The following is a 25,747-nucleotide window of genomic DNA, read 5'->3' on the forward strand; positions in this document are numbered from 1 at the left end:
CGAAAGGCCCCGAGGAGCTCGACTCCCCGGGGCCTTTTTTATGCCGGAACAGATAACACCAGCTAAATGTCAGCAACGACTGTTTCAGGCATGCACATCAACGCTGAACATGGCTTGCAGCAAAGCCGCCTGCAGCACCTGCAAGGTGCTGTTGGTCACGGCGATCTGCGCCTGGACTTCCATCACCTGCTGGGCTTTCTGTTCGTCGCTGGCCTGGCCCTTCTGCACGTTGGCCAATTGGGCCTGCTGTTCGGTCAGGGTTTTCTGGGTCTGCTCGATCTGTTTCTGCAGCGCCTTGACCGGATCACCACCGGCCTTTACCGCATCGATATTGGCATCGCCAGAGTTGACCCGCAGTTCCTTATCCTGACCGTCCTTGCTGTCATCCACCGGCGCCAACGGGCTGGTGCTGTTGCCTTCGGCTTCAGTCGAAGCAGTTTTGGGTGCCGACAGGGGGTAAGGATTGACGATGGTGGCAGTGATGGTAGTCATGATTGATTCCTCCTGAACTGATCCTGCTATCGGCCTTCACCCTCAAAGCTTGATATTCACAACCTGTAAAAAAGTGTGCCGTGCCGAAGCGATCCTAAGTGAACATGAAGGTATCGGCGTCGAGGTTCGCCGGAAAACGCGCACGGTAAGCCGCCAGTTCACCCGCGTTCAGGCACACCTGGAAGACGCCATCGGCCTCCCCGGCGCTGAGCAGGGTTTCGCCCTGATAGTCCAGAACCTGGCTGTCTCCGGTATAGGCAAAGCCCTTGCCGTCGGTGCCCACCCGGTTCACCGCCGCAACGTAGCAGAGGTTTTCAATGGCCCGGGCTGGCAGCAGGCGATTCCAGTGCAGGCGGCGGGCACCCGGCCAATTGGCGGTGTAAAGCAGCAGGTCGGTGTCCTGGGCGTCCCGGCTCCACACCGGAAACCGCAGGTCGTAGCAGATCAGCGGGCGAATACGCCAACCCTTGAGCTCGAACTGTACCTGCCGTTCCCCCGGCGTGTAGTGATTGTGCTCGCCGGCCATGCGAAACAAGTGGCGCTTGTCGTAGTGCCAGACCTCACCGTCAGGGCGCGCCCACAGCAAGCGATTGCGATGGCTGCCATCCGCTGCCTGGATTATCACGCTGCCGGTGATCACCGCATTCAGCTTCTTCGCCTGGCCACGTAGCCATTTGCTGGTAGGGCCATTCTCCGCTTCCGCGAGAGTCGCGGATTCCATGGAGAATCCGGTGGTAAACATTTCCGGCAGGATGATCAGATCTGCACCACGGGCCTGCTCCAGCAACTGCTCGAAATGCTCGAAGTTGGCCTGGCGGTCATGCCAGGCCAGGGTGGTCTGGATCAGGGCCAGATTCAGATCGGCTAATGCACTCAGATCACGCATAGTTTCTCCGCTGCTTGGCGCAACGTCTCCTCGCGCTTGGCGAAACACAGACGCACCAGGCGCTGCCCCTGGGGCGGCTGCTGATAGAACACCGACACCGGAATGGCCGCCACGCCGTGTTCGCGGGTCATCCATATCGCCATGTCGACATCATTCAAGTCTGGACGAATCTGCGAATAGTCCACCAATTGAAAATAGGTACCCGACACCCGGTTGAAGCTGAAGCGCGAGGCGCTCAGCAGATCGCAGAACAGATCACGCTTGGCCTGGTAAAAGGCCGGCAACTCTTCGACATGTTCCGGGTGGTCGGCCATGAAGTCCGCCAGAGCGTACTGCAAAGGCGTGACCCCGCAGAAGCTGACATATTGATGCACCTTGCGCAGCTCAGCGCTCAGGGCCGGCGGCGCGACGACATAACCGGTCTTCCAGCCGGTCACGTGATAGGTTTTACCGAACGAACTGACTACAAAGGCACGCTGATACAGCTCCTCATGGGCCAGCACACTGACATGAGGCACGCCATCGAACACCAGGTGTTCATAGACCTCGTCACTGACCAGGTAGATATCGCGATCACGGATCAACGCCGCCAACTGCTCCAGCTCGGCCCGGCTGATCAAGGCACCACTGGGGTTGTGCGGCGAATTGAGGATGATCATCCGCGTGCGCGGACTCAGGGCTTCGCCGAGTTTCTGCCAATCGAGGGCAAAGCCCTGCCCTGCCAACGGCACATGCACACAACGCCCACCGGCCAGCTCCACCGACGGCTCATAGCTGTCGTAACTGGGGTCGAACACAATGACTTCGTCACCGCGCTGGATCACCGCCTGGATGGCACAGAAGATTGCCTGGGTCGCACCGGGGGTGATGGTCACCTCAGCGTCCGCATCGACCTGGACGCCATAGCTGCGGGCGATTTTCGCGGCGACCTGCTGGCGCAGTGCCGGTAGGCCAGTCATGGGCGCGTACTGGTTATGGCCATTGGCGGCATGCCAGCCAAGCGCATCACGCAGGGCTTGCGGGCCATCGAAATCAGGAAAGCCCTGGGACAGGTTGAGCGCTCCGGTTTCCACCGCGAGCTGGGACATTTGCGTGAAGATGGTGGTGCCGACATTCGGCAACTTACTGATGATCATGAGGATTCCCTGCTGAGCAGTCCGCACTACGGCGGCGCGGAGGTCCCCGAGAATAGCCCAAACGCCAGGCATGAAAAAGGGCGCCCGGGGCGCCCTCTTATCCACACAGATCCCGTAGGAACTGGCTTGCCAGCGAAGCTCTGAAGCAGGTCCGGAGCTTCACCGGCAAGCCAGCCCCTAAGCCGGTCAGCGCTTGTCGCGGCGCTTCTTGTCGGCCTTCTTGTGGTGCGACATCAAGCGACGCTTCTTGTTGACCTGGCGGTCGGTCAGCGTGTTCTTGTTGCCTTCGTACGGGTTCTCGCCGCCCTTGAACTCGATGCGGATCGGCGTACCTACCAGCTTCAAGACTCGGCGGTAGGTGTTTTCCAGATAGCGCACATAAGACTTGGGCACCTTCTCCACCTGGTTGCCGTGGATCACGATCAGCGGCGGGTTGGCACCACCCAAGTGGGCGTAGCGCAGTTTGATCCGGCGATTGTTGACCATGGGCGGCGCGTGCTCGCCAACGGCATCTTCGAGGATCTGCGTCAGGCGGCTGGTGGGCCAGCGGGTTACCGCCGACTTGAAGGAGTTCTGCACCGACTGGTAGAGGTTGCCCACACCGGTACCGTGCAGCGCCGAGATGAAGTGGATATCGGCGAAGTCGACGAAGAACAGCCGGCGTTGCAGCTCGGTCTTCACATAGTCGCGCTCGCTCGGCTGCATGCCGTCCCACTTGTTCAGGGCGATCACCAGGGCCCGACCGGCTTCCAGGGCAAAGCCCAGCAGGTTCAGGTCGTGGTCCACCACACCTTCGCGGGCGTCCATGACAAAGATCACCACGTTGGCGTCCTTGATCGCCTGCAGCGTCTTGACCACCGAGAACTTTTCGACTTCCTCGTGGATCTTGCCGCGCTTGCGCACACCAGCGGTGTCGATCAGGGTGTACTTCTCGTCGTTACGCTCGAACGGGATGTAGATACTGTCGCGGGTGGTGCCGGGCTGGTCATAGACGATCACCCGGTCTTCACCGAGCATGCGGTTGACCAGGGTCGACTTGCCGACGTTGGGACGACCGATGATGGCGATCTTGATCCCGTCCTTCTCGCTCGGGCCCGGAATGCGCTTGGCTTCCTCACCCTCGGCAACGATCTCTTCCTCGCCTTCTTCCGGCTCGTCAGCGTCATCCTTGGGGAATTCGCTCAGGGCGATTTCCAGCATCTGGGTGATACCGCGGCCATGAGCACCGGCGATCGGGATGGCATCGCCCATGCCCAGCGGCGCGAACTCGGCGCGGGCCATGTCCGGGTCGATGTTGTCGACCTTGTTGGCGATCACGTAGGAAGTCTTGTTACGTTTGCGCAGGTGCTCGCCGATCATCTGGTCGGCCGCGGTAAACCCGGCCTTGGCGTCCACCAGGAACAACACCACATCAGCTTCTTCGATGGCCAGCAGCGACTGCTCGGCCATCTTTTCATCCATGCCATGCTCGTCACCGGAGATACCGCCGGTGTCGATCAGAATATAGGTACGCCCTTGCCACTTGGCCTCACCGTATTGGCGATCACGGGTCAGACCGGACAGGTCGCCGACAATGGCGTCGCGAGTCCGAGTCAGGCGGTTGAACAAGGTGGACTTGCCGACGTTAGGTCGGCCCACCAGGGCGATTACGGGAACCATGCGGCTCTCCACTGCGTTAATTCAGAAAATACAAAAGCCGCTGCGAGGCAGCGGCTGGTGCTCGGGGCAGCACTGTAGGAGCGAGCGTGCTCGCGATTAACTCCATGGCGCCGCGCTCGTCCAGCAAGCTGGCGTCACCTGGCATCCATCGCGAGCACGCTCGCTCCTGCAGTTCGCTTGGGGATCACCCCAAGCATAGTCAAACCATTACTTGATGGTCAGGGCTTCCAGTTTGCCGCTGTTGCCATACACATAAATCATGTCGCCCACCACCAGCGGACGAGCACGCAGGCCGTCGCTATCGATGCGCGTACGACCGACGAAGCGACCGTCAACCTGGCTCAGCAGGTGCAGGTAACCTTCCAGGTCGCCCACGGCCACGTAGCTGGAGAAAACTTCCGGTGCCGACAGTTGGCGGCGAGCCAGGGAGTCGTTGCTCCACAGCGCGGTAGTCGAACGCTCGTCCACGCCTTCCACGGTACCCGAGGACAGGCTGACATAAACGCTGCCGAATCCTTGGGCCACACCGGCGTAGCTGGAAGCATCACGCTGCCACAGCGGACGGCCGCTCTCCAGGTCCAGGGCAACCACACGCCCCTGGTAGCTGGCAACGTACAGGGTGCCACCGGACAGCAGCAGGCCACCGTCGATGTCCACGACCCGATCCAGTTCGGAACGGCCTTGTGGAATGGCTACACGCTGCTCCCACACCGGCACGCCGTTGCGAATATCCAGCGCGACCACCTTGCCGGTGGAAAGACCGGCCAGGGCCAGACGGTTGGTCGCCAACGGCGCACTGGTGCCCCGCAGGGTCAACACCGCTGGAGTGCTGTCGTAGAGCCAGATCTGGTGACCGGTGCTGGCTTCAAGGCCAATCACGCGGTCGTCCTGAGTCTGCACCACCACCACGTCACCGTTGGTAGCTGGCGGAGCCAGCACTTCACTGGTCACACGGGCACGCCATTTCTCTTCACCGCTGGAGGCATCCAGGGCAACCACTTCGCCTTTCAGAGTGCCGATCATGACCAGCCCATAACCCACGCCAACGGCGCCGGAAACAGGCAGTTCGAGATCTTTCTTCCATTTGACGTCGCCGTTCATGCGATCCATGGAAACCACCACGCCGGTCACGTCAGCGGCATAGATGGTGTCACCATCGATGGCTGGCACCAGCATGTTGTAGGTTTCGCCCTGACCGTCACCGATCGAACGGCTCCACTGCTTCTGCAGGACCACTTCTTCTTTGAAGTCGACCAGTTCCGCCGGTGGCAGTTCTTTCTTGCTGTTGCTGCTGCAACCCGCGGCCAACAAGGCCAGAGCCAGCAATGCTGCATGTTTCCAACGGATCACGTCATGCATCCCCTTTGGCCAGGTCGTCCAGCTTGATTTGTAGGCCACCGACTGCCGCTTCATCCGAGAGCGCCGCCTTGGCTTTTTGGTATGCCGCATGGGCTTCGTCCACACGGCCCAGCTGGACCAGCAGATCGCCCTTGAGTTCTTCACGAGTCGCCAGGAATGCCTTGTCGGCATCGCCGTCGAGCAGCTTCAGAGCCTCGTCGGCCTTGTTCTGCGCCGCCAGTACCTGTGCCAGGCGCTGACGCGCCACTTCACCCAGGGTCGGGTTGGCGGGCTTGTCGGCCACGGCCTTGAGCTGTGCCGCTGCATCGTCCAGCTTGCCGGTGTCTACTGCCACTTTGGCCACGAACAGGTTGCCGTACTGCGCGTAGGCAGTACCGCCGAACTCGCTGTTGAGCTTGCCCGCCAGGTCCGTAACACGAGCCGCATCAGGCTTGCCATCCGGCGTCAGGGTAGTTTCCAGCAGTTGCTGATAGAGCACCGAAGCGCCTTGCGACTGATTGTTCTGATACTTGTGCCAGGCTTGCCAGCCGAACACGATAACCAGGGCCAGCAGGCCGCCAGTCACCAGGGGTTTGCCGTTACGCTGCCACCAGTCTTTCAATTCCGCCAGCTGTTCATCTTCGGTACTCGACACCCCAATACTCCTTATTCGCTAAATCGGCTGTTTGACAGCTTCAACCCTGCACGACGCAGGTGGCCAGGTGCGCAGCGAGTGCATCCCAGGCAATGCTTTGTTGTTCGCCCTGGCCACGCAGGGGTTTGAAACCTACCACTTGCTGGGCCAATTCGTCGTCACCGAGGATCAGCGCATACAGCGCGCCGCTCTTGTCGGCCTTCTTGAATTGGCTTTTGAAGCTGCCAGCACCGGCATTGATCTGAAGACGCAGGTTCGGCAATTGATCGCGAACACGCTCGCTCAGCGCCAGAGCGGCCAGTTCGGCGGCCTCACCGAAGGCGCAGAGGTAAACGTCGACCTGACGCGAGATCTCTTCCGGGACCTGCTCCAGGGTTTCCAGCAGCAGCACCAGACGCTCGATCCCCATGGCAAAGCCAACGCCCGACGTAGGCTTGCCGCCCATCTGCTCCACCAGGCCATCGTAACGGCCACCGGCACAGACAGTGCCCTGGGCACCGAGCTTGTCGGTGACCCATTCGAAAACGGTCTTGCTGTAGTAATCCAGCCCACGCACCAGCTTGGGGTTGATCACATAGGGGATACCCGCAGCATCCAGGCGGGCCTTGAGGCCTTCGAAGTGCACGCGGGACTCTTCGTCCAGGTAGTCGGCCAGCTTGGGCGCATCCACCAGCACGGCTTGAGTGTCCGGGTTCTTGGTATCCAGCACCCGCAGCGGGTTGGTCTTCAGGCGGCGCTGGCTGTCTTCGTCCAGCTTGTCCATGCGCGCCGACAGGAACTCCACCAGCGCGTCGCGATAGCGCGCGCGCGCTTCGGCGGTACCCAGGCTGTTGAGTTCGAGCTTGACCGCATCACGGATACCCAGCTCGCCCCACAGGCGCCAGGTCAGCACGATCAGTTCAGCATCGATGTCTGGCCCGTCGAGGTTGAATACCTCGCAACCGATCTGGTGGAACTGGCGATAACGGCCTTTCTGCGGGCGCTCGTGACGGAACATCGGGCCGATGTACCACAGCTTCTGCACCTGGCCACCGCCGGTAATGCCGTGCTCCAGCACTGCACGGACACAGGCAGCGGTGCCTTCCGGACGCAAGGTGAGGGAGTCGCCGTTGCGATCTTCGAAGGTGTACATCTCTTTTTCGACGATGTCGGTCACTTCACCGATGGAGCGTTTGAACAGCTCGGTGAACTCAACGATCGGCATGCGGATCTGCTTGTAACCGTAGTTATCCAGCAGGCGCGCCACAGTACCCTCGAAATAACGCCACAGGGGCGTCTGCTCGGGCAGGATGTCATTCATGCCACGAATGGCTTGCAGAGACTTGCTCACAAAAAATCCTTAAATACGTTCGGTTAGCCGCGAGCGATCAGCGCTGCGTCGGCCTCGACCTTTTCGGCCGCCTTCTGCCGGATCAGCTTTTCAAGCTCGTCCACCAGATTGTCATTGGTCAGTTTCTGTGCCGGCTTGCCATCGATGTAGATCAGGTTCGGTGTACCACCGGTCAGGCCAATGTGCGCCTCTTTGGCTTCACCCGGGCCGTTGACCACGCAACCGATCACTGCAACATCCAACGGCACCAGCAGGTCTTCAAGCCGTCCTTCCAGTTCGTTCATGGTTTTCACCACATCGAAGTTCTGCCGCGAGCAGCTCGGGCAGGCGATGAAGTTGATGCCACGGGAACGCAGGTGCAGGGACTTGAGAATGTCGTAGCCGACCTTCACTTCCTCGACCGGGTCGGCCGCCAGCGAAATGCGAATGGTATCGCCAATTCCTTCGGCCAGCAGCATACCGAGGCCGACGGCGGATTTCACTGTGCCTGAACGCAAACCACCGGCTTCGGTGATCCCCAGGTGCAGGGGCTGGATGATTTCCTTGGCCAGCAGGCGGTAGGCCTCGACGGCCATGAACACGTCCGAGGCTTTCACGCTGACCTTGAAGTCCTTGAAATTCAGGCGTTCCAGGTGTTCTACGTGACGCAGCGCCGACTCCACCAATGCAGCCGGGGTCGGTTCGCCGTATTTTTTCTGCAGGTCTTTTTCCAGGGAACCGGCGTTGACCCCGATACGGATCGGGATCCCGCGATCACGGGCAGCATCCACCACCGCGCGTACCCGGTCTTCACGACCGATATTGCCCGGGTTGATCCGCAGGCAATCGACGCCCAGTTCGGCCACGCGCAGCGCGATCTTGTAGTCGAAGTGGATGTCGGCCACCAGCGGTACCTTGACCTGCTGCTTGATCCGGCCGAACGCCTCGGCGGCGTCCATGTCCGGCACCGAAACCCGCACGATATCGACACCGGCGGCTTCCAGGCGGTTGATCTGGGCGACGGTTGCGGCCACGTCGTTGGTGTCGCTGTTGGTCATGCTCTGCACCGCAATCGGGGCATCGCCTCCGACCGGTACCGAGCCGACCCAGATCTTGCGGGATTCGCGACGCTTGATTGGAGATTCGCCGTGCATGACTTATTGACCTAACTTCAGGCGAGCAGTCTCGCCACTGGTGAACGGGGCGATATCCACCGCCTGACCGTTGTAAGTGATTTGTGCGCCACGGGCATAGCCCAGACGTACGGCAAAAGGCGGCTTGCCGCTGACATCGACATTTTCACCCTTGCGCTTGAGGGCGCTGAGCAGAACCTTGCCGTTGGCATCGATGACCTGGGCCCAGCAGTCGGCACTGAACTGGATCTGTACCTGGCCCGCGCCTGCAACTGCAGTTGCCGCTGCGCTGCCCGGTGCAACCGCAGCAGCAGGCGCGGTCGGCGTGACAGGCGCTTGTGCCACGGCAGCCGGTGCGACAGGCGCCGGAGCCGGCGCGTTGTGCACGGGAGCTGCAGGGACGGACGCAGTGGCAGCCGGCGCCGGAGCGGTCGAAACGGCTGGGGCGGCAGGAGTTTCGCTCGCTGCCTGGCCTTCGCTTTGAGCGGCATTGTCCAGCGCTTCGCTCTGCCCCTCGGCAACCGCCTGGTCTTCGGGCTCGTCGATAGGATGAATCTGGGTAGTGCCGTCGGCGCCTTCGACCTCGACATGCTCGGGGCTCAGGGAGACCGGCTCCTTGCTGCGCTGGGAGGACTGATCCTGCCACCAGATGAAACCGCCACCAACCACCGCCACCAGCAGCAGCAAACTGACAATGCGCAAGATAGTGTGGGAAACCCGCACCGGCTCTTCGATGCGCCCCAGGGCATGGACGCTGCTGCCCTGGGAGTCGGTACCGGTGTATTGATCGAACTCCTGGACCAGTACCGCCTGATCCATGCCCAGCAATTTGGCGTAGGCACGAATATAGCCACGGGCGAAAGTGTGCCCCGGCAGCTTGTCGAAGGCGCCAGCTTCCAGGTTGCTCAGGGAGCTCACGGTGAGGTTGAGCTTGTGGGCCACTTCGGCCAGCGACCAACCATTGCTTTCGCGGGCCTGACGCAGGGTCTCACCGGGGTTTACGCGAGTCACTGCTTGAACTTCGGGATGGGCCGCTTTCATCATTGCTCCGACAGGTATTGCTGATATTCCGGCGTACCGGGATAAAGTCGTTTTAGTTGCAGACCGTAACTGGCGGCCTTGTCGCGATCTTCGAACACCGTTGCCAGCCGAACGCCGAGCAATAGACTACGTGCATTTTGCTCGCCGAGCAGGCTAAAACGATCGTAATAGTCGCGCGCGGGCACATAATGCCTGTCTTCGTAAGACAACTCAGCCATTTCCAGCAATGCACGGGGCTGTTGATGATTGAGACGCAAGGCCTTTTCCAGCTGCAGCTGGGCCAGATCACGCTGGCCGAGCCTTGAAGCGGTCATGCCGAGGTTTTCAAACACTCGGGAACGTTCGGGGTACAGAGTATCAGCAGCGGCTTGCTCAAAGCGCTGATAAGCCTCTTTGTAACGTTTTTCCTGGAACAGAAAGCTGCCGTAGTTATTGAGGATCCGGGCACTGTCCGGACGCGCCGCCAGGGCCTGGCGAAAATGCTCGTCGGCCAGGGCCGGTTCCATCTCGGCCTGGAACACCAGTGCCAGGGCAGCATTGGCGTCGGCATCGGCGGGGGCCAGTTCCAGGGCTTTCTTCAGTGGCACCTTGGCCCGCTCGCTCATGCCCTGCTGCAAGTAGCCCAGGCCCAACTGCACATAGGCCTCGCGCGCCTCGTCGCGCCCCTTGCTGGTGTTCATCGGGTTGGAATCACCCGACAGAACACAGCCAGCACACAGGCTGGCAACAAGCAGGAGCAGCGCAAAGCGCAGGGCCATGGAGATCCTCTCTCAGGTACGGGTTGCGGCGCTTTGCGGCATATCGGCGTCGGCGCTCAACTCACGCACGGCGATATAGCGTTCGCTACGACGGGTGCGGTCCAGCACCTGCCCGACCAACTGACCGCAGGCGGCATCGATGTCTTCACCACGTGTGGTGCGCACGGTGACGTTGAAACCGGCGTGATGCAGCTGGTCCTGGAAGCGACGAATGGCATTGTTGCTCGGACGCTCGTACCCGGAATGCGGGAACGGGTTGAACGGGATCAGGTTGATCTTGCACGGTACATCCTTGAGCAGCTCGATCATCTCCACCGCGTGCTCAAGCTTGTCGTTGACGTCTTTGAGCAGGGTGTACTCGATGGTCAGCACACGCTTCTCACCCAGGGCCGACATGTAGCGCTGGCAAGACTCGAGCAGCATCTTCAGCGGGTACTTCTTGTTGATCGGTACCAACTGGTTGCGCAGCGCATCATTGGGTGCGTGCAGAGACAACGCCAGCGAGACGTCGATGTGCTTGGCCAGCTCATCGATCATCGGCACCACGCCGGAGGTCGACAGGGTTACCCGGCGCTTGGAGATACCGTAGCCCAGGTCGTCCATCATCAGGTGCATGGCAGCGATGACGTTGTCGAAGTTCAGCAGCGGCTCACCCATGCCCATCATCACCACGTTGGTGATGGCACGGTCGACGGTCGCCGGGACGCTGCCAAAGGATTTGTTGGCAATCCACACCTGGCCGATGACTTCGGCGGCGGTGAGGTTGCTATTGAAGCCTTGCTTGCCGGTGGAGCAGAAACTGCAATCCAGGGCACAGCCCGCCTGGGACGAAACGCACAGAGTGCCGCGCTTGCCCTGAGGAATGTAGACGGTCTCGACGCAGCTGCCGGACGCCACGCGCACCACCCATTTACGGGTGCCGTCGCTGGAGATGTCCTCGCTGACCACTTCCGGACCGCGAATCTCGGCAACAGCCTTGAGCTTTTCGCGCAAGGCCTTGCCGACATTCGTCATGGCGTCGAAATCATCGACGCCAAAGTGGTGAATCCATTTCATTACCTGACCGGCACGGAAACGCTTCTCCCCGATTGAGTCGAAGAATTTCTCCATTTCCGGTTGAGTAAGCCCCAACAGGTTAGTTTTGCCGATCGATGCAGTCATGGTTTCACCTCTCACGCGCAAGCCTTACTCAGCGAGCGGTTACTTCAGTAGCTGCGAAGAAGTAAGCGATTTCGCGAGCAGCGGCAGCTTCGGAGTCCGAACCGTGAACGGCGTTGGCGTCGATGGACTCGGCGAAGTCAGCACGGATGGTGCCGGCAGCAGCTTCTTTAGGGTTGGTAGCGCCCATCAGCTCACGGTTGCGAACGATGGCGTTTTCGCCTTCCAGAACCTGAACAACAACCGGGCCGGAAGTCATGAAGGCAACCAGTTCGCCGAAGAAGCCACGCTCGCTGTGCTCAGCGTAGAAGCCTTCAGCTTCAGCCTTGGACAGTTGCTTCATTTTCGAAGCTACAACGCGCAGGCCGGCTTCTTCAAAACGGGAAACGATCTTGCCGATAACGTTTTTTGCAACAGCGTCAGGCTTGATGATGGAGAAAGTACGTTGAACAGCCATGGTGTAACTCCAGAAACGGTGATTAAAGCGAAAAATTAAACCCGCGAATTATACGCGGGTTTATAGGGATTGCCTAACTGCGTAGCCCGCGGATTCAGTCAGCTTCGTCGATCCAGGCGGCCTGAATTGCTTCAAGAACCTTCTCGCCTCCGCGAGCCGGATCGTCGCTGAACTCCGGCAGTGCCAGAACCCATTGGTGCAGATCGACAAAGTTCACATAACGCGGGTCCACATCCGGCTTGGACTCAGCCAGTTGGATCGCGATTTCCAGTACATCAACCCACTTGAGGCTCATGCCAGTTCCTTGAAATCAGTGCGGCGCTTCGGCTGCATGGTTGAGCGAGTATTTTGGAATTTCGACGGTCAGGTCTTCATCGCCGACGATGGCCTGGCAGGACAGGCGCGACTGCGCTTCCAGGCCCCAGGCCTTGTCCAGCAGGTCTTCTTCCAGCTCGTCAGCCTCGTTCAGCGAGTCGAAGCCTTCACGAATGATGCAATGGCAGGTGGTGCAGGCACAGACGCCGCCACAGGCACTTTCGATCTCGATGTGGTTGTCGTGCGCCACCTCGAGCACCGAGACGCCAGGCTCGACCTCTACAACCAGGCCGTCCGGACAGAACACGGCGTGTGGCAGAAAAATGATCTGCGGCATCAGTTATTCCTCGATTTCATTCAGGTTGCGCCCCGCCAGCGCGGCTTTCACCGTCGAATCCAGGCGTCGGGCAGCAAAGGCATCGGTCACTTGCGACAGACGCTTGGTCTGCTGCTCGATGGCGTAACCATCGGTGCCACGCATCAATTCACTCAATTCCTGCATCTGCAGCTCGATGACCATGCGTTCTTCGGCGTCCAGCAGACGCTCGCCATCGGCGTCCAGGGCACCTTGCACCGCCTCGATCAGGCGCTGAGCATCAACCTGCTGCTCGCGCAGTACTCGGGCCACCTTGTCGTCGCCGGCGTACAGGAAGGAATCCTTGAGCATCTTGGCGATCTCGCCGTCGGTCAGACCGTAGGATGGCTTGACCTGGATGCTGGCTTCGACGCCCGAACCCAGCTCTCGCGCAGAAACGCTGAGCAGGCCATCGGCGTCGACCTGGAAGGTCACGCGGATCTTCGCCGCACCGGCCACCATCGGTGGGATGCCGCGCAATTCGAAACGCGCCAGGGAGCGGCAGTCGCTGATCAGCTCGCGCTCGCCCTGCAGCACATGAACCATCATGGCCGTCTGGCCATCCTTGTAGGTGGTGAAGTCCTGGGCACGGGCAACCGGAATGGTGGTGTTGCGCGGAATCACCTTCTCCATCAGCCCGCCCATGGTTTCCAACCCCAGGGACAGCGGAATCACGTCCAGCAGCAGCAATTCGCCGCCTTCGCGCTTGTTGCCGGCCAAGGTATCGGCCTGGATCGCGGCCCCAATGGCCACCACTTGATCCGGATCGATCTCGGTCAACGGCTGGCGACCGAACATTTCAGCCACCGCCTCACGCACACGCGGCACACGAGTCGAACCGCCCACCATGACCACCGCCTGCACCTCATCCAATTCGACATTGGAGTCGCGTACAGCACGACGACAGGCCTTGAGGCTGCGGGCAACCATCGGCTCGATCAGGGCGTCGAAGGCGTCGCGAGTCAGGGCGGCACGCCAATCGCCATACACCACTTCCACGGACGCGGCGCCGGTCAAGGCTTCCTTGGCCGCACAAGCGGCTTGCAACAGACTGCGCTGGGTACCCGGGTCGAGGTCGGCGGACAGGCCCGCGCCCTCGATGATCCAGCCGGCAATGGCGTGATCGAAGTCATCGCCGCCCAGGGCAGTATCGCCACCGGTAGCCAAGACTTCGAAGACGCCGCCGGTCAGGCGCAGAATGGAAATATCGAAGGTGCCGCCACCCAAGTCATAGATCGCCACCACGCCTTCGGCATGCTGATCCAGACCATAAGCCACAGCCGCCGCGGTCGGCTCGTTGAGCAGGCGCAGCACATTCAGGCCGGCCAGCTTGGCCGCATCCTTGGTGGCTTGACGCTGGGCGTCGTCGAAATAGGCAGGAACGGTGATGACCGCACCTACCAGCTCGCCACCCAGGGCCGCCTCAGCACGCTGACGCAATACCTTGAGCACTTCAGCCGATACCTCCACCGGGCTTTTCGGCCCCTGAATGGTCTCGATGAACGGCATGTGCGACTCGCCCTCGACGAAGCGATAGGGCAGTTGCTCACCCAGCTGCTTGACGTCAGACAGGCCGCGCCCCATCAGGCGCTTGACCGAAAGCACGGTATTCAAAGGGTCGGTAGGTGCAGCCAGGCGGGCAGACTCGCCCACCTCGACGCGGTCGGCGTGATAACGCACCGCGGACGGCAGAATCACCTGCCCCTGCGCGTCGGCCAGCGGCTCGGAAAGACCACTGCGCAAGGCAGCGACCAGCGAATTGGTAGTGCCCAAGTCGATCCCCACAGCCAGACGACGCTGGTGCGGTTGAGGACTTTGGCCGGGTTCGGCGATCTGCAGTAGGGCCATGCTTATCTGGACTTATCTGTATATCAGGCGTGCGACCGGAGCGGCACTGGGTTAATCGTCGAGGCGCTCTTCTAACTGGCGCACTTCGTAGGTGAGCTTGTCGAGGAACTGCATGCGCCGCATCAGGCGCTCGGCCTGCTCGCGTTGCGCTGCATCATCCCAACAGGCTGCGAAGCTTTCATTCAGTTCATCCTGGGCTGTCTTGAGCCGACGCTTGAATGCCGCCACTCCGGCCAGGTCGGCGCTGTCCTGCAAATCCTCGAGCTCTTCGCGCCATTGCATCTGCTGCAGAAGAAACTCCGGATCATGCACCGTGACTTCCAGCGGCAACTCGCCGCCATTCAAAGCCAGCAGGTAACGGGCGCGCTTGGGCGGGCTCTTGAGGGTCTGGTAAGCCTCGTTGAGGCTTGCCGACTGCTCCAGGGCCAGGCGCTGCTCGCGCTCGGAAGCATCGGCAAAACGGTCTGGATGAACCCCACGCGCCAACTCGCGGTAGCGCGCGGCCAACTGCTCGAGATCCAGACGGAAGCTCGGTTGCAGCTCAAATAAAGCGAAATGACAAGGAGTACCCACGACAAGCCTCAGATGTTGAAGCTTTCGCCGCAGCCACACTCACCGCGCACGTTGGGGTTGTTGAACTTGAAGCCTTCGTTCAACCCTTCCTTGACGAAATCAAGTTCGGTGCCGTCCAGATAGGTCAGGCTTTTCGGATCGATGATCACTTTCTCGCCATGACTCTCGAATACCTGATCGTCCTCGCCAATCTCGTCGACGAACTCCAGCACGTAGGCAAGGCCGGAACAGCCCGTGGTGCGAACACCCAGACGAATCCCATCACCCTTGCCGCGCCCGTTGAGGGAGCGTCGCACGTGTTGAGCAGCCGCTTCTGTCATGCTGATAGCCATCGTGACTCCTTACTTGTCGCCAAATCTGTGAAAGCCGATCGGTCAGATCAGGCCTTTCTTCTGCTTGTAGTCGCGTACGGCGGCCTTGATGGCGTCTTCGGCGAGTACCGAGCAGTGAATCTTCACGGGAGGCAGGGCCAGCTCTTCAGCCAGCTGGGTGTTCTTGATGGTTTCGGCTTCATCCAGGGTCTTGCCCTTCATCCACTCAGTGGCCAGGGAGCTGGAAGCAATGGCGGAACCGCAGCCATAGGTCTTGAACTTGGCGTCTTCGATGATGCCCTGCTCATTGACCTTGATCTGCAGGCGCATCACGTCGCCGCAGGCAGGAGCGCCGACCATGCCGGTGCCGACATCCGGATCTTCCGCGTTCATCTTGCCGACGTTGCGCGGGTTCTCGTAGTGGTCGATGACCTTTTCGCTATAAGCCATGATTCTTAATCCTCACTCATCAGAGAGTCGCTCTTGGGTTCTGCAAATCGCCGTTATCGGTACGCTCTACAGAACCCTGTGCGGCGACTTATATTCAGTGCGCCGCCCACTCGATCTTCGAGATATCGACGCCATCTTTGTACATGTCCCACAGCGGCGACAGAGCGCGCAGCTTGGTAACGGCTTCGCAGACTTTCTGCGCCGCGTAATCGATTTCTTCTTCGGTGGTGAAGCGGCCAAAGGTGAAGCGGATCGAGCTGTGAGCCAGCTCGTCGTTGCGACCCAGGGCACGCAGCACGTAGGAAGGCTCCAGGGAGGCCGAAGTACAGGCCGAACCGGAAGACACTGCCAGGTCCTTGAGGGCCATGATCAGCGACTCGCCTTCAACGTAGTTGAAGCTCAGGTTCAGGTTGTGCGGTACGCGGGCAGTCATGCTGCCGTTGATGTACAGCTCTTCCAGGTGCTCGACCTGCTTGTAGAAGCGGTCGCTCAGGGCTTTGATGCGCAGGTTCTCGGCAGCCATGTCTTCCTTGGCCACGCGGAAGGCTTCGCCCATGCCGACGATCTGGTGAGTAGCCAGGGTGCCGGAACGCATGCCGCGTTCGTGACCACCGCCGTGCATGGTGGCTTCCAGGCGCACCCGCGGCTTGCGGCTGACGTACAGCGCGCCGATCCCTTTCGGGCCGTAGGTCTTGTGGGCGGAGAAGGACATCAGGTCGACCTTCAGGGCCTGCAGGTCGATGTCGACCTTGCCGGTGGACTGGGCGCCGTCGACGTGGAACAACACGCCCTTGGAGCGGGTCAGTTCGCCGATGGCAGCGATGTCGTTGATGGTGCCGATCTCGTTGTTCACATGCATGATCGAAACCAGGATGGTGTCGTCACGCAGGGCTGCTTCGACCATGGCCGGAGTGATGAGGCCGTCTTCGCCCGGCTCGATGTAGGTCACTTCGAAGCCTTCACGCTCGAGTTGGCGCATGGTGTCCAGGACAGCCTTGTGCTCGATCTTCGAGGTGATCAGGTGCTTGCCCTTGGTGTGGTAGAAATGCGCGACACCCTTGATTGCCAGGTTGTCGGATTCGGTAGCACCGGAAGTCCAGACGATTTCACGCGGGTCGGCGTTAACCAGGTCGGCCACTTGGCGACGGGCGTTTTCCACCGATTCTTCGGCTTTCCAGCCAAACACGTGGGAGCGGGACGCCGGGTTACCGAAGTTCCCGTCGACCAGCAGGCATTCACTCATTTTCTGCGCGACGCGCGGATCAACCGGGGTGGTCGCTGAGTAATCAAGGTAAATCGGCAATTTCATGGACTCTCTCCTAAATCAGGCTGGCTGGCGTGCCGCTAGCTCTTTGGCTGTCATTCGACGGCGGACGCTTCAATCTTGTCCAGGCGCGGCGCCTTGCCATTACAACGGCGCTGGTCCTGACGCTGGGCTACTTCTTGCACCTCACGGCGAGTGACAAGGTCAGCCAAGCTGATACCGCTTAGAAATTCGTGGATCTGCAGGCTCAGATCGCACCACAGGTGGTGCGTCAGGCAGGTGTCGCCGGCATGGCAATCACCCAGCCCCTGGCATTTGGTTGCATCGACCGATTCGTTCACCGCATCGATCACCTGGGCCACCTGGATCCCCTGCATGTCGCGGGACAACTGATAGCCGCCACCAGGACCCCGGACGCTGGACACCAGATTGCTACGGCGCAACTTGGCGAAAAGCTGTTCGAGATAGGACAGGGAAATGCCTTGGCGCTCGGAGATATCGGCCAGGGAGACCGGGCCATGTTGCGCGTGCAACGCCAGATCGAGCATGGCGGTCACGGCGTATCGGCCTTTAGTAGTCAGTCGCATGGACAAGTACCACGGAGTTTCGGAATGGAGGCGAGTATGCAATACCCGAGTAATCAGGTCAACTATAAGACCAACTACTTTAGTCGGATTTACCCGCAAAAGAGCGCGCGAATCATAGCAAAGTCTGCGACGTAATGGCACAGCGCGATGGCAACAACTGACCTGCGGGTCGCTTATGGCCTCTCGGGGGCTTTTTCGCCGGCAAACCGGCTCCTGCAGGAGAAGCCGGTTTGCGGGGCATCAGCCGACCTGGCTGTCGCCCTTGCCCTTGACTTCAGCAAAGTCTTCTTCACGCAGGGCAGGCAAGTCCTTGGCGCAGTAGTCACTGCCCAGATCCTTCAGCGCGCCACACATCCCCTCCAGACGACCATCGACCGCTTGCAGGTGATCAAGCAACTGACCAATGGCCCGCGCCACGGGGTCAGGCATGTCTTCGCTGACGCCATAGGCATCGAAGCCGAGCTTTTCCGCCATGGCCTTGCGCTTGGCTTCCTGCTCATCATTGGATTTCATGATGATCCGCCCCGGAATCCCCACTACGGTCGCACCGGCCGGCACCGCCTTGGTCACCACGGCATTGGAACCGACCTTGGCCCCGGCCCCGACCGTGAACGGCCCCAGCACCTTGGCGCCAGCCCCCACCACCACACCATCTTCCAGGGTCGGGTGGCGCTTGCCTTTATTCCAACTGGTGCCACCCAGGGTCACCCCCTGGTAAAGCGTGACGTCATCACCGATCTCGGCGGTTTCGCCAATGACGATGCCCATTCCATGGTCAATAAAGAAGCGACGACCGACCTTGGCCCCCGGATGAATCTCGATCCCGGTCAGCCAGCGCCCGAAGTTCGAGACCAGCCGCGCCAGCCACTTCCAGCCCATCCCCCACAAGGCGCCGGACAGGCGATGGATCCAGATCGCATGCATCCCCGGGTAGCAGGTCAGCACCTCAAAGGCGTTGCGCGCTGCCGGGTCACGATGGAAAACACTTTGGATATCTTCACGCAGACGTTCGAACATCACTGATCCTTCCGCTTCTGTAGCTCCCCACGAGCCGCTTTCTGGGTTTCCGTGAGGATGCCTCGCAATATATTCATTTCCGCCCGGCTGACCGAGCTGCGACCGTACAACCGACGCAAGCGCGCCATCAAGTGTCGAGGTTTCTCCGGATCGAGGAAGTCGATGGCCACCAGGGTTTGCTGCAGGTGCTCGTAGAACCGCTCCAGCTCATCCATGGTTGCCAGCTCATCACTGCGCGGCGACGCCACCTCATCCTTCTCCACCTTGCTCGGCTGGCCCTGGGCCGCCAACCAGGACATGCGCACTTCATAGGTCAGCACTTGCACTGCCGTGGCCAGGTTCAACGAGCTGAACTCCGGATCCGACGGGATATGCACATGGAAATGACATCGCTGCAGTTCGTCATTGGTCAGGCCGGAGTCTTCACGACCGAACACCAGAGCGATCTGCGCCCCCTGCCCGGCCTCCTCCACGACCTTGAGGCCCGACTCGCGGGGATCCAGCAGCGGCCAGGGAATGCGCCGATCACGAGCGCTGGTGCCGAACACCAGGGTGCAACCCGCCAGAGCATCCTCCAGCGTCGCCACCACCTGGGCATTTTCAAGAATATCGGTGGCACCAGAAGCCCGCGCATCCGCCTCATGGGACGGAAATACCCGCGGCTCCACCAGCACCAGCCGCGACAAGCCCATGTTCTTCATGGCACGCGCAGCCCCGCCGATATTGCCCGGATGACTGGTATTGACCAGGACGACACGAATGTTCTGCAGCAAGGGAGGCGCTCTCGGACACGGGAAGGGGGAGCAAATATTACAGAACAGGCTGCACCACCGCCTCAAAAATAACCATCTGCCAATTCCGCTGCCTTATTGAGAGCCCGTGACAGGAGCGGCCAATACCCGCTGAGGAAATGCGCCACACAGCGGATCAATGCAATCAAAGCGAACGCCGACCTTCATCTGCAAAAGTTTTCTGCTAGAATGCTCGGCTTTCTTTAACAACCTTAGGTGACCTATCCATGCAGCCAATGCTGAATATCGCGCTGCGCGCCGCCCGCAGCGCCAGTGAATTGATTTTCCGCTCCATCGAGCGCCTGGATACCATCAAGGTCGACGAAAAAGACGCCAAAGACTACGTATCCGAAGTTGATCGCGCTGCCGAGCAGAAGATCATCGACGCGCTGCGCAAAGCCTACCCGACCCACGCCATCCTCGGCGAAGAAACCGGCCTGCACGCCGGCAGCGGCGAAGGCGAAGACTACCTGTGGATCATCGACCCACTGGACGGCACCACCAACTTCCTGCGCGGCATCCCGCACTTTGCCGTGAGCATCGCCTGCAAATACCGTGGCCGCCTGGAACACGCCGTGGTTCTGGACCCGGTTCGCCAGGAAGAATTCACCGCCAGCCGTGGCCGCGGTGCCCAGCTGAACGGTCGTCGCCTGCGGGTCAGCGGCCGCACCAGCCTGGACGGCGCCCTGCTGGGCACCGGCTTCCCCTTCCGTGACGACCAGATGGACAACCTGGACAACTACCTGGGCATGTTCCGCGCCCTGGTTGGCCAGACTGCCGGCATCCGTCGCGCTGGCGCAGCAAGCCTGGACCTGGCCTACGTCGCCGCCGGTCGCTTTGACGCCTTCTGGGAATCGGGCCTGTCCGAATGGGACATGGCAGCAGGCGCCCTGCTGATCCAGGAAGCCGGCGGCCTGGTGAGCGACTTCACCGGCGGTCACGACTTCCTGGAAAAAGGCCACGTCGTGGCCGGCAACACCAAATGCTTCAAGGCAGTCCTGACCGCCATCCAGCCGCACCTGCCGGCTTCGCTGAAGCGCTAAGCACCAGCGACAAAAAAAGCACCCCGAGGGGTGCTTTTTTTATGCCCGCAATTGCCGTAGAAGCCAGCTTGCCGGCGAATGGGACCTTGAAATCGCCTTCGCCGGCAAACAGCCCCTGCAGTTGAGGGTTACTGGCCGGGCTGATTCTGGTTCTGACCGAGAATCAGGCGCCCTTCTTTATCCACCGGAATCTGGTTGCCCGGATCCCGATCCATACGCACCTGGCCCTGCTTGCCACCCAGGTCGTACTTCACGTCATAACCAACGATCTTGTCACTGATGTCATTGACCGTGTTACAGCGAGTCTGGGTGGTGGTGTAGGTATCACGCTCCTGCATGCCTTCCTGCACCTTGTTCCCCGCATAGCCCCCACCAACAGCACCGGCAACCGTGGCGAGTTTCTTGCCATTGCCATTACCGATCATGCTGCCCAACAGGCCACCGCCCACTGCGCCAGCCACGGTGCCCAGGATCTGATGCTCATCCTTGACCGGGCGCTGCCGGGTCACGGCGACGTCCTTGCAGACTTCCCGCGGGGTCTTGATCTGTTGCTTGACCGGCTGAACGGCCAGCACTTGCGCATACTCAGGGCCGCTTTTAACCAGGCTGTAGGTGGCAACAGCACCCCCGGCGGTGACACCGACAGCACCCAATACCGCACCAACCAGCAACGACTTGTTCACGTGAACCTCCTGACCATACATGCGGGTCAAAAGCCCGCGCTTCTCCCAGCCTTGGAGCAAAAAAAAAGACGCGAGTTCAACACTCGCGCCTTTTTAACTGACAGCCGGAACAGGTCAGGCCATCAAGGACGGTCGTCCACTTCCTTCTCGGTATTGGCCGGAGGAATCAGGTCTTCACTGTTCAGGTTCAGCCAGATCAGCACCACGTTGGCGATGTAGATCGACGAGTAGGTACCCGCCAATACACCGACGAACAGGGCGATGGAGAAGCCCCACAGGTTGTCGCCACCGAAGAACAGCAGGGCCACGATCGCCAGCAGGGTGGAGATCGAAGTGGCCATGGTGCGCAGCAGGGTCTGGGTGGTCGAGATGTTGATGTTCTCGATCAGGCTGGCCTTGCGCAGCACACGGAAGTTCTCACGCACCCGGTCGAACACCACGATGGTGTCGTTAAGCGAGTAACCGATGATCGCCAGCACCGCCGCCAGCACCGTCAGGTCGAAGGTGATCTGGAAAAACGAGAGGATACCCACGGTCACGATCACGTCGTGGATCAGCGAGACGATGGCACCGACCGCGAACTTCCACTGGAAGCGGAACGCCAGGTAGATGAGGATGCCGCCCAGCGCCATGAGCATGCCGAGGCCACCCTGGTCGCGCAGCTCTTCACCCACCTGCGGGCCGACGAACTCGACGCGCTTGACCTGCGCCGGGTTGTCACCGCCAACCTTCTGCAGCGCTTCAGCCACCTGGTGACCCAGTTGCGGGTCCTCACCCGGCATCCGCACCAGCAGGTCGGTGGTCGCACCGAAACTCTGCACAATGGCTTCGTGATAACCGGCGTCGTTCAGTTGCGAACGCACCTTCATCACATCCGCCGGACGTTCGTAGGTCAGCTCGATGAGCGTACCGCCGGTGAAGTCCAGACCGTAGTTCAAGCCCTTATGGAACCAGCTGAACAACGCCAGGACGGTAAGGAGCACAGTGACGCCGAACGCAACGTTGCGCACGCCCATGAAGTTAATAGTACGTAACATGGCAGCCCCTTAAATCCACAACTTCTTGAAGTCACGACCGCCGAAGATCAGGTTGACCATCGCGCGGGTCAGCCAGATGGCCGTGAACATCGAGGTAAAGATCCCGAGGGACATGGTCACCGCAAAGCCCTTGACCGGGCCGGTGCCCATGGCAAAGAGGATGCCACCCACCAGCAATGTGGTCAGGTTGGAGTCCAGAATCGCGGTGAATGCCCGGCCGAAGCCTTCGTTGATTGCTCGCTGCACGGTCATGCCGGCGGCGATCTCTTCACGTATCCGCGAGAAGATCAGCACGTTGGCGTCCACCGCCATGCCCATGGTCAGCACGATACCGGCGATACCCGGCAGGGTCAGCGTAGCCCCCAGCAGGGACATCAGGGCCAGCAGCAACACCATGTTCAAGGCCAGCGCCACAGTGGCGATCACCCCGAAGAAGCGGTAGATGGCGATGATGAACAGCGACACGAACAGCATGCCCCACAGCGACGCATCGATACCCTTGGTGATGTTGTCAGCACCCAGGCTCGGACCGATTGTGCGCTCTTCAGCGAAGTACATCGGCGCCGCCAGACCACCGGCACGCAACAGCAGCGCCAGTTCGGAGGATTCGCCCTGGCCATTGAGGCCAGTGATACGGAATTGACTGCCCAGCGGCGACTGGATGGTCGCCAGGCTGATGATCTTCTTCTCTTCCTTGAACGCCTGGACCGGCACGTCCTTCTCGACGCCGTCGACCACCTGCTTGGTATAGGTGGTGATCGGCTTCTGCTCGATGAAGATCACCGCCATGCTGCGACCGACGTTGCTGCGGGTCGAACGGTTCATCAGCTCGCCACCGTGGCCATCAAGCTTGATGTTCACCTGCGGGCGGCCATGCTCGTCGTAACCGGCCTGGGCATCGGTCACCTGGTCACCGGTGATGATCAGGCCACGCTCGATCTGCGCTGGAGGACGATTGCCCTCACGGAATTCGAAGGACTCGGAAGTCGCCTTGGAAGCACCCGGCTCGGCGGCCAGACGGAACTCCAGGTTGGCGGTCTTGCCCAGGATCCGCTTGGCTTCAGCGGTGTCCTGCACGCCCGGCAGCTCAACCACGATACGGTTGGCACCCTGGCGCTGAACCAGAGGCTCGGCCACACCCAGCTCATTGACCCGGTTACGCACGGTGGTCAAGTTCTGCTTGATGGAGTATTCGCGGATTTCCGCCAGCTTGGCTGGGGTCATCGCCAGACGCAGCACCGGTTGGCCATTGAGGTCGGCCGGTACGATATCGAAATCATTGAAGTTCTTGCGGATCAGCGAACGGGCCTGCTCACGGCTGTCTTCATCGCTGAAGCCCAGCTGGATGGCGCCATTGAGCTGCGGCAGGCTGCGATAGCGCAGGCGCTCTTTGCGCAGCAGGCTCTTGACGTCGCCTTCATAGACTTTCAGGCGGGCGTCGAGGGCTTTGTCCATGTCCACTTCCAGCAGGAAGTGCACACCACCGGACAAGTCCAGACCCAGTTTCATCGGGTGCGCACCGAGGTTGCGCAGCCATTGCGGAGTGGTTTGCGCCAGGTTCAACGCCACCACATAGTCATCGCCCAGCGCCTTGCGCACTACATCCTTGGCCGGAAGCTGGTCTTCCTTGTTGGTCAAGCGCAGCAGGCCACCCTTGCCGTTGGCGGCAATGGAAGAAGCCTTGACGTTGATGCCGGCGTCGGTGAGCGCTTTGCTCGCACGATCCAGATCCGCCTGAGTGACCTGCAACGCGGTACTCGCGCCACTGACCTGAATGGCCGGATCATCAGGGTATAGATTGGGAGCGGAATAAATAAAACCGATCGCCAGCACCGCCAGGATCAGTAGGTACTTCCACAGAGGATATTTGTTCAGCATCACGCCGCCCGTTTATGACGCGGGGCGCCTTGCGCGCCCCGTCGATTGGTAAAAGATGAAACTTAGATCGCTTTCAGCGTGCCTTTTGGCAGCGTGGCAGCGATCGCGCCCTTCTGGAACTTCAGTTCAACGGAGTCCGACACTTCCAGAACCACGAAGTCATCGGTCACTTTGTTGATCTTGCCGGCAATACCGCCGGTGGTCACAACTTCGTCGCCTTTCTGCAGGCTACCCAGCAGGTTCTTCTGCTCTTTGGCGCGCTTGGCCTGTGGGCGCCAGATCATCAGATAGAAGATGACCAGGAAGCCGACCAGGAAAATCCACTCGAAACCAGTGCCAGCAGGACCGGCAGCGGCAGGTGCAGCGGCGTCCGCATACGCGGCAGGGATCAAAAAGCTCATTTAACACTCCGATAATTTCAGAATTAGTGTCTTAACGTCTTTAGAACTTATTCTAAAGGCGGCACGGGTAACCCGCGTTTGGCATAGAAGGAATCGACAAAGGCGGCCAATGTACCTTGTTGAATAGCCTCGCGCAAACCAGCCATAAGACGCTGGTAATGGCGCAAATTATGGATGGTATTGAGCATACTCCCGAGCATTTCCCCACACTTGTCCAAGTGGTGCAGATAAGCACGGGAGAAGTTCTGGCAGGTGTAGCAATCACAAGTTGGGTCCAGCGGCGAATCATCATGGCGATGGAACGCGTTACGGATCTTCAGCACGCCTGTATCGATGAACAGATGCCCATTGCGGGCATTGCGGGTTGGCATCACGCAATCGAACATGTCCACACCGCGGCGCACACCCTCAACCAGATCTTCCGGCTTGCCAACTCCCATAAGGTAACGAGGTTTGTCGGCTGGCATCTGGCCTGGCAGGTAGTCCAGGACCTTGATCATTTCATGCTTGGGCTCGCCCACCGACAGGCCGCCAATGGCCAGGCCGTCGAAGCCGATCTTGTCCAGGCCTTCCAGGGAGCGCATGCGCAGGTCCTGGTGCATGCCGCCCTGGACGATACCGAACAGCGCCGCGGTGTTGTCGCCGTGGGCATTCTTCGAGCGCTGGGCCCAGCGCAGGGACAGCTCCATGGAGATTCGCGCCACGTCTTCATCAGCCGGGTACGGCGTGCATTCATCGAAGATCATCACGATGTCCGAACCCAGGTCGCGCTGCACTTGCATCGACTCTTCCGGGCCCATGAACACCTTGGCGCCGTCCACCGGCGAGGCGAAGGTCACGCCCTCTTCCTTGATCTTGCGCATGGCACCCAGGCTGAACACCTGGAAGCCGCCGGAGTCGGTCAGAATCGGGCCTTTCCACTGCATGAAATCATGCAGGTCACCGTGGGCCTTGATCACTTCCGTACCCGGGCGCAGCCACAGGTGGAAGGTGTTGCCGAGGATGATTTCGGCGCCGGTAGCGACGATATCCCGCGGCAGCATGCCCTTGACCGTGCCATAGGTGCCCACCGGCATGAAGGCCGGGGTTTCCACCGTGCCGCGGGGGAAGGTCAGGCGACCGCGACGAGCCTTGCCATCAGTGGCCAGGAGCTCGAAGGACATACGACAAGT

At 60.4% G+C, this 25,747-nt stretch carries 28 protein-coding genes; 1 reads left to right on the plus strand and 27 read right to left on the minus strand.

What is annotated here, in order from left to right; genetic code table 11:
- Positions 1–84: 84 nt before the first annotated feature.
- The 22 genes from AC1RL5_RS24550 to trmJ all read right to left on the minus strand — a co-directional run bounded on the left by AC1RL5_RS24550 (position 85) and on the right by trmJ (position 19,515).
- Positions 85–492: a hypothetical protein gene (locus AC1RL5_RS24550; protein ID WP_072450874.1), complete on the minus strand. Its 408-nt coding sequence runs from the start codon at positions 490–492 to the stop codon at positions 85–87.
- Positions 493–586: 94 nt separating this feature from the next.
- Positions 587–1,378 carry an amidohydrolase gene (locus AC1RL5_RS24555; RefSeq protein ID WP_492589840.1) on the minus strand — a complete coding sequence of 264 codons (792 nt, stop codon included), beginning with the start codon at positions 1,376–1,378 and terminating at the stop codon, positions 587–589.
- On the minus strand, positions 1,366–2,514 hold the full coding sequence (locus AC1RL5_RS24560) for a pyridoxal phosphate-dependent aminotransferase (RefSeq protein ID WP_093408339.1): 1,149 nt from the start codon (positions 2,512–2,514) through the stop codon (positions 1,366–1,368). The genes AC1RL5_RS24555 and AC1RL5_RS24560 overlap by 13 nt, the downstream gene beginning before the upstream one ends.
- Positions 2,515–2,700: 186 nt before the next feature.
- The gene (gene der, locus AC1RL5_RS24565) at positions 2,701–4,173 is read right to left on the minus strand and encodes a ribosome biogenesis GTPase Der (protein WP_011063203.1); all 1,473 of its coding nucleotides are present in this window, start codon (positions 4,171–4,173) and stop codon (positions 2,701–2,703) included.
- 207 nt (positions 4,174–4,380) lie between these two features.
- Complete coding sequence (gene bamB / locus AC1RL5_RS24570) at positions 4,381–5,532, minus strand: outer membrane protein assembly factor BamB (RefSeq protein WP_011063204.1); 1,152 nt, start codon at positions 5,530–5,532, stop codon at positions 4,381–4,383.
- Positions 5,525–6,166: a tetratricopeptide repeat protein gene (locus AC1RL5_RS24575; protein ID WP_011063205.1), complete on the minus strand. Its 642-nt coding sequence runs from the start codon at positions 6,164–6,166 to the stop codon at positions 5,525–5,527. Before AC1RL5_RS24575 ends, bamB begins: the two co-directional genes overlap by 8 nt.
- A gap of 40 nt (positions 6,167–6,206) precedes the next feature.
- On the minus strand, positions 6,207–7,496 hold the full coding sequence (gene hisS / locus AC1RL5_RS24580; RefSeq protein WP_011063206.1) for a histidine--tRNA ligase: 1,290 nt from the start codon (positions 7,494–7,496) through the stop codon (positions 6,207–6,209).
- Positions 7,497–7,519: 23 nt separating this feature from the next.
- Positions 7,520–8,629 (minus strand): flavodoxin-dependent (E)-4-hydroxy-3-methylbut-2-enyl-diphosphate synthase, encoded by a 1,110-nt coding sequence (gene ispG / locus AC1RL5_RS24585; protein ID WP_011063207.1) that lies wholly within the window; start codon positions 8,627–8,629, stop codon positions 7,520–7,522.
- Between the two features lie 3 nt (positions 8,630–8,632).
- Positions 8,633–9,649 carry a RodZ domain-containing protein gene (locus AC1RL5_RS24590; protein ID WP_492589842.1) on the minus strand — a complete coding sequence of 339 codons (1,017 nt, stop codon included), beginning with the start codon at positions 9,647–9,649 and terminating at the stop codon, positions 8,633–8,635.
- On the minus strand, positions 9,649–10,407 hold the full coding sequence (pilW, locus tag AC1RL5_RS24595; RefSeq protein WP_011063209.1) for a type IV pilus biogenesis/stability protein PilW: 759 nt from the start codon (positions 10,405–10,407) through the stop codon (positions 9,649–9,651). The genes AC1RL5_RS24590 and pilW overlap by 1 nt, the downstream gene beginning before the upstream one ends.
- Before the next feature lie 12 nt (positions 10,408–10,419).
- Positions 10,420–11,568 carry a dual-specificity RNA methyltransferase RlmN gene (gene rlmN, locus AC1RL5_RS24600; protein WP_011063210.1) on the minus strand — a complete coding sequence of 383 codons (1,149 nt, stop codon included), beginning with the start codon at positions 11,566–11,568 and terminating at the stop codon, positions 10,420–10,422.
- A gap of 28 nt (positions 11,569–11,596) precedes the next feature.
- Complete coding sequence (ndk, locus tag AC1RL5_RS24605; protein ID WP_011063211.1) at positions 11,597–12,022, minus strand: nucleoside-diphosphate kinase; 426 nt, start codon at positions 12,020–12,022, stop codon at positions 11,597–11,599.
- Between the two features lie 94 nt (positions 12,023–12,116).
- Positions 12,117–12,317: a Fe-S cluster assembly protein IscX gene (gene iscX, locus AC1RL5_RS24610; protein ID WP_011063212.1), complete on the minus strand. Its 201-nt coding sequence runs from the start codon at positions 12,315–12,317 to the stop codon at positions 12,117–12,119.
- Between the two features lie 15 nt (positions 12,318–12,332).
- A complete protein-coding gene (fdx, locus tag AC1RL5_RS24615) occupies positions 12,333–12,674 on the minus strand; it encodes an ISC system 2Fe-2S type ferredoxin (protein ID WP_011063213.1) in 342 nt (113 codons plus the stop codon).
- Between the two features lie 3 nt (positions 12,675–12,677).
- Entirely contained in the window at positions 12,678–14,540 is a 1,863-nt protein-coding gene (hscA, locus tag AC1RL5_RS24620; protein WP_492589844.1) for a Fe-S protein assembly chaperone HscA, read from the minus strand.
- 51 nt (positions 14,541–14,591) lie between these two features.
- A complete protein-coding gene (hscB, locus tag AC1RL5_RS24625) occupies positions 14,592–15,113 on the minus strand; it encodes a co-chaperone HscB (RefSeq protein WP_011063215.1) in 522 nt (173 codons plus the stop codon).
- Between the two features lie 8 nt (positions 15,114–15,121).
- Entirely contained in the window at positions 15,122–15,445 is a 324-nt protein-coding gene (gene iscA, locus AC1RL5_RS24630; protein ID WP_007929524.1) for an iron-sulfur cluster assembly protein IscA, read from the minus strand.
- A gap of 42 nt (positions 15,446–15,487) precedes the next feature.
- Positions 15,488–15,874 carry a Fe-S cluster assembly scaffold IscU gene (iscU, locus tag AC1RL5_RS24635; RefSeq protein WP_007929523.1) on the minus strand — a complete coding sequence of 129 codons (387 nt, stop codon included), beginning with the start codon at positions 15,872–15,874 and terminating at the stop codon, positions 15,488–15,490.
- A 94-nt stretch (positions 15,875–15,968) separates the two neighbouring features.
- Positions 15,969–17,183: an IscS subfamily cysteine desulfurase gene (locus AC1RL5_RS24640; RefSeq protein WP_015636881.1), complete on the minus strand. Its 1,215-nt coding sequence runs from the start codon at positions 17,181–17,183 to the stop codon at positions 15,969–15,971.
- A gap of 50 nt (positions 17,184–17,233) precedes the next feature.
- A complete protein-coding gene (gene iscR, locus AC1RL5_RS24645) occupies positions 17,234–17,725 on the minus strand; it encodes a Fe-S cluster assembly transcriptional regulator IscR (RefSeq protein ID WP_011063217.1) in 492 nt (163 codons plus the stop codon).
- Between the two features lie 240 nt (positions 17,726–17,965).
- Positions 17,966–18,742 (minus strand): serine O-acetyltransferase, encoded by a 777-nt coding sequence (gene cysE, locus AC1RL5_RS24650; protein ID WP_011063218.1) that lies wholly within the window; start codon positions 18,740–18,742, stop codon positions 17,966–17,968.
- Positions 18,742–19,515: a tRNA (cytosine(32)/uridine(32)-2'-O)-methyltransferase TrmJ gene (gene trmJ / locus AC1RL5_RS24655; protein ID WP_019094261.1), complete on the minus strand. Its 774-nt coding sequence runs from the start codon at positions 19,513–19,515 to the stop codon at positions 18,742–18,744. Before trmJ ends, cysE begins: the two co-directional genes overlap by 1 nt.
- A gap of 245 nt (positions 19,516–19,760) precedes the next feature.
- Here trmJ and suhB point away from each other — a divergent pair, with 245 nt between their 5' ends.
- Positions 19,761–20,576: a type III secretion system regulator SuhB gene (gene suhB / locus AC1RL5_RS24660; RefSeq protein ID WP_011063220.1), complete on the plus strand. Its 816-nt coding sequence runs from the start codon at positions 19,761–19,763 to the stop codon at positions 20,574–20,576.
- A 128-nt stretch (positions 20,577–20,704) separates the two neighbouring features.
- Here suhB and AC1RL5_RS24665 read toward each other — a convergent pair whose 3' ends face one another.
- The 5 genes from AC1RL5_RS24665 to tgt form a co-directional block, all read right to left on the minus strand.
- A complete protein-coding gene (locus AC1RL5_RS24665) occupies positions 20,705–21,259 on the minus strand; it encodes a glycine zipper 2TM domain-containing protein (protein WP_011063221.1) in 555 nt (184 codons plus the stop codon).
- A 122-nt stretch (positions 21,260–21,381) separates the two neighbouring features.
- Positions 21,382–22,296, minus strand: a complete 915-nt coding sequence (secF, locus tag AC1RL5_RS24670; protein WP_041119737.1) for a protein translocase subunit SecF — start codon at positions 22,294–22,296, stop codon at positions 21,382–21,384.
- A 9-nt stretch (positions 22,297–22,305) separates the two neighbouring features.
- Positions 22,306–24,174: a protein translocase subunit SecD gene (gene secD / locus AC1RL5_RS24675; RefSeq protein WP_011063223.1), complete on the minus strand. Its 1,869-nt coding sequence runs from the start codon at positions 24,172–24,174 to the stop codon at positions 22,306–22,308.
- Positions 24,175–24,236: 62 nt separating this feature from the next.
- On the minus strand, positions 24,237–24,575 hold the full coding sequence (gene yajC, locus AC1RL5_RS24680) for a preprotein translocase subunit YajC (RefSeq protein WP_011063224.1): 339 nt from the start codon (positions 24,573–24,575) through the stop codon (positions 24,237–24,239).
- Between the two features lie 47 nt (positions 24,576–24,622).
- Positions 24,623–25,738 (minus strand): tRNA guanosine(34) transglycosylase Tgt, encoded by a 1,116-nt coding sequence (gene tgt / locus AC1RL5_RS24685; RefSeq protein ID WP_162470478.1) that lies wholly within the window; start codon positions 25,736–25,738, stop codon positions 24,623–24,625.
- Positions 25,739–25,747 lie beyond the last annotated feature (9 nt).

The organism is Pseudomonas sp. GW822-FHT06D10, from assembly GCF_058799535.1.

Coding starts and splice junctions, on each gene's coding strand:
- AC1RL5_RS24550 (WP_072450874.1), bottom strand. CDS start 492: ATGACTACCATCACTGCCACCATCGTCAATCCTTACCCCCTGTCGGCA.
- AC1RL5_RS24555 (WP_492589840.1), bottom strand. CDS start 1,378: ATGCGTGATCTGAGTGCATTAGCCGATCTGAATCTGGCCCTGATCCAG.
- AC1RL5_RS24560 (WP_093408339.1), bottom strand. CDS start 2,514: ATGATCATCAGTAAGTTGCCGAATGTCGGCACCACCATCTTCACGCAA.
- der (WP_011063203.1), bottom strand. CDS start 4,173: ATGGTTCCCGTAATCGCCCTGGTGGGCCGACCTAACGTCGGCAAGTCC.
- bamB (WP_011063204.1), bottom strand. CDS start 5,532: ATGCATGACGTGATCCGTTGGAAACATGCAGCATTGCTGGCTCTGGCC.
- ispG (WP_011063207.1), bottom strand. CDS start 8,629: ATGCACGGCGAATCTCCAATCAAGCGTCGCGAATCCCGCAAGATCTGG.
- AC1RL5_RS24590 (WP_492589842.1), bottom strand. CDS start 9,649: ATGAAAGCGGCCCATCCCGAAGTTCAAGCAGTGACTCGCGTAAACCCC.
- pilW (WP_011063209.1), bottom strand. CDS start 10,407: ATGGCCCTGCGCTTTGCGCTGCTCCTGCTTGTTGCCAGCCTGTGTGCT.
- rlmN (WP_011063210.1), bottom strand. CDS start 11,568: ATGACTGCATCGATCGGCAAAACTAACCTGTTGGGGCTTACTCAACCG.
- ndk (WP_011063211.1), bottom strand. CDS start 12,022: ATGGCTGTTCAACGTACTTTCTCCATCATCAAGCCTGACGCTGTTGCA.
- iscX (WP_011063212.1), bottom strand. CDS start 12,317: ATGAGCCTCAAGTGGGTTGATGTACTGGAAATCGCGATCCAACTGGCT.
- fdx (WP_011063213.1), bottom strand. CDS start 12,674: ATGCCGCAGATCATTTTTCTGCCACACGCCGTGTTCTGTCCGGACGGC.
- hscA (WP_492589844.1), bottom strand. CDS start 14,540: ATGGCCCTACTGCAGATCGCCGAACCCGGCCAAAGTCCTCAACCGCAC.
- iscA (WP_007929524.1), bottom strand. CDS start 15,445: ATGGCTATCAGCATGACAGAAGCGGCTGCTCAACACGTGCGACGCTCC.
- iscU (WP_007929523.1), bottom strand. CDS start 15,874: ATGGCTTATAGCGAAAAGGTCATCGACCACTACGAGAACCCGCGCAAC.
- AC1RL5_RS24640 (WP_015636881.1), bottom strand. CDS start 17,183: ATGAAATTGCCGATTTACCTTGATTACTCAGCGACCACCCCGGTTGAT.
- iscR (WP_011063217.1), bottom strand. CDS start 17,725: ATGCGACTGACTACTAAAGGCCGATACGCCGTGACCGCCATGCTCGAT.
- cysE (WP_011063218.1), bottom strand. CDS start 18,742: ATGTTCGAACGTCTGCGTGAAGATATCCAAAGTGTTTTCCATCGTGAC.
- suhB (WP_011063220.1), top strand. CDS start 19,761: ATGCAGCCAATGCTGAATATCGCGCTGCGCGCCGCCCGCAGCGCCAGT.
- secF (WP_041119737.1), bottom strand. CDS start 22,296: ATGTTACGTACTATTAACTTCATGGGCGTGCGCAACGTTGCGTTCGGC.
- secD (WP_011063223.1), bottom strand. CDS start 24,174: ATGCTGAACAAATATCCTCTGTGGAAGTACCTACTGATCCTGGCGGTG.
- yajC (WP_011063224.1), bottom strand. CDS start 24,575: ATGAGCTTTTTGATCCCTGCCGCGTATGCGGACGCCGCTGCACCTGCC.
- tgt (WP_162470478.1), bottom strand. CDS start 25,738: ATGTCCTTCGAGCTCCTGGCCACTGATGGCAAGGCTCGTCGCGGTCGC.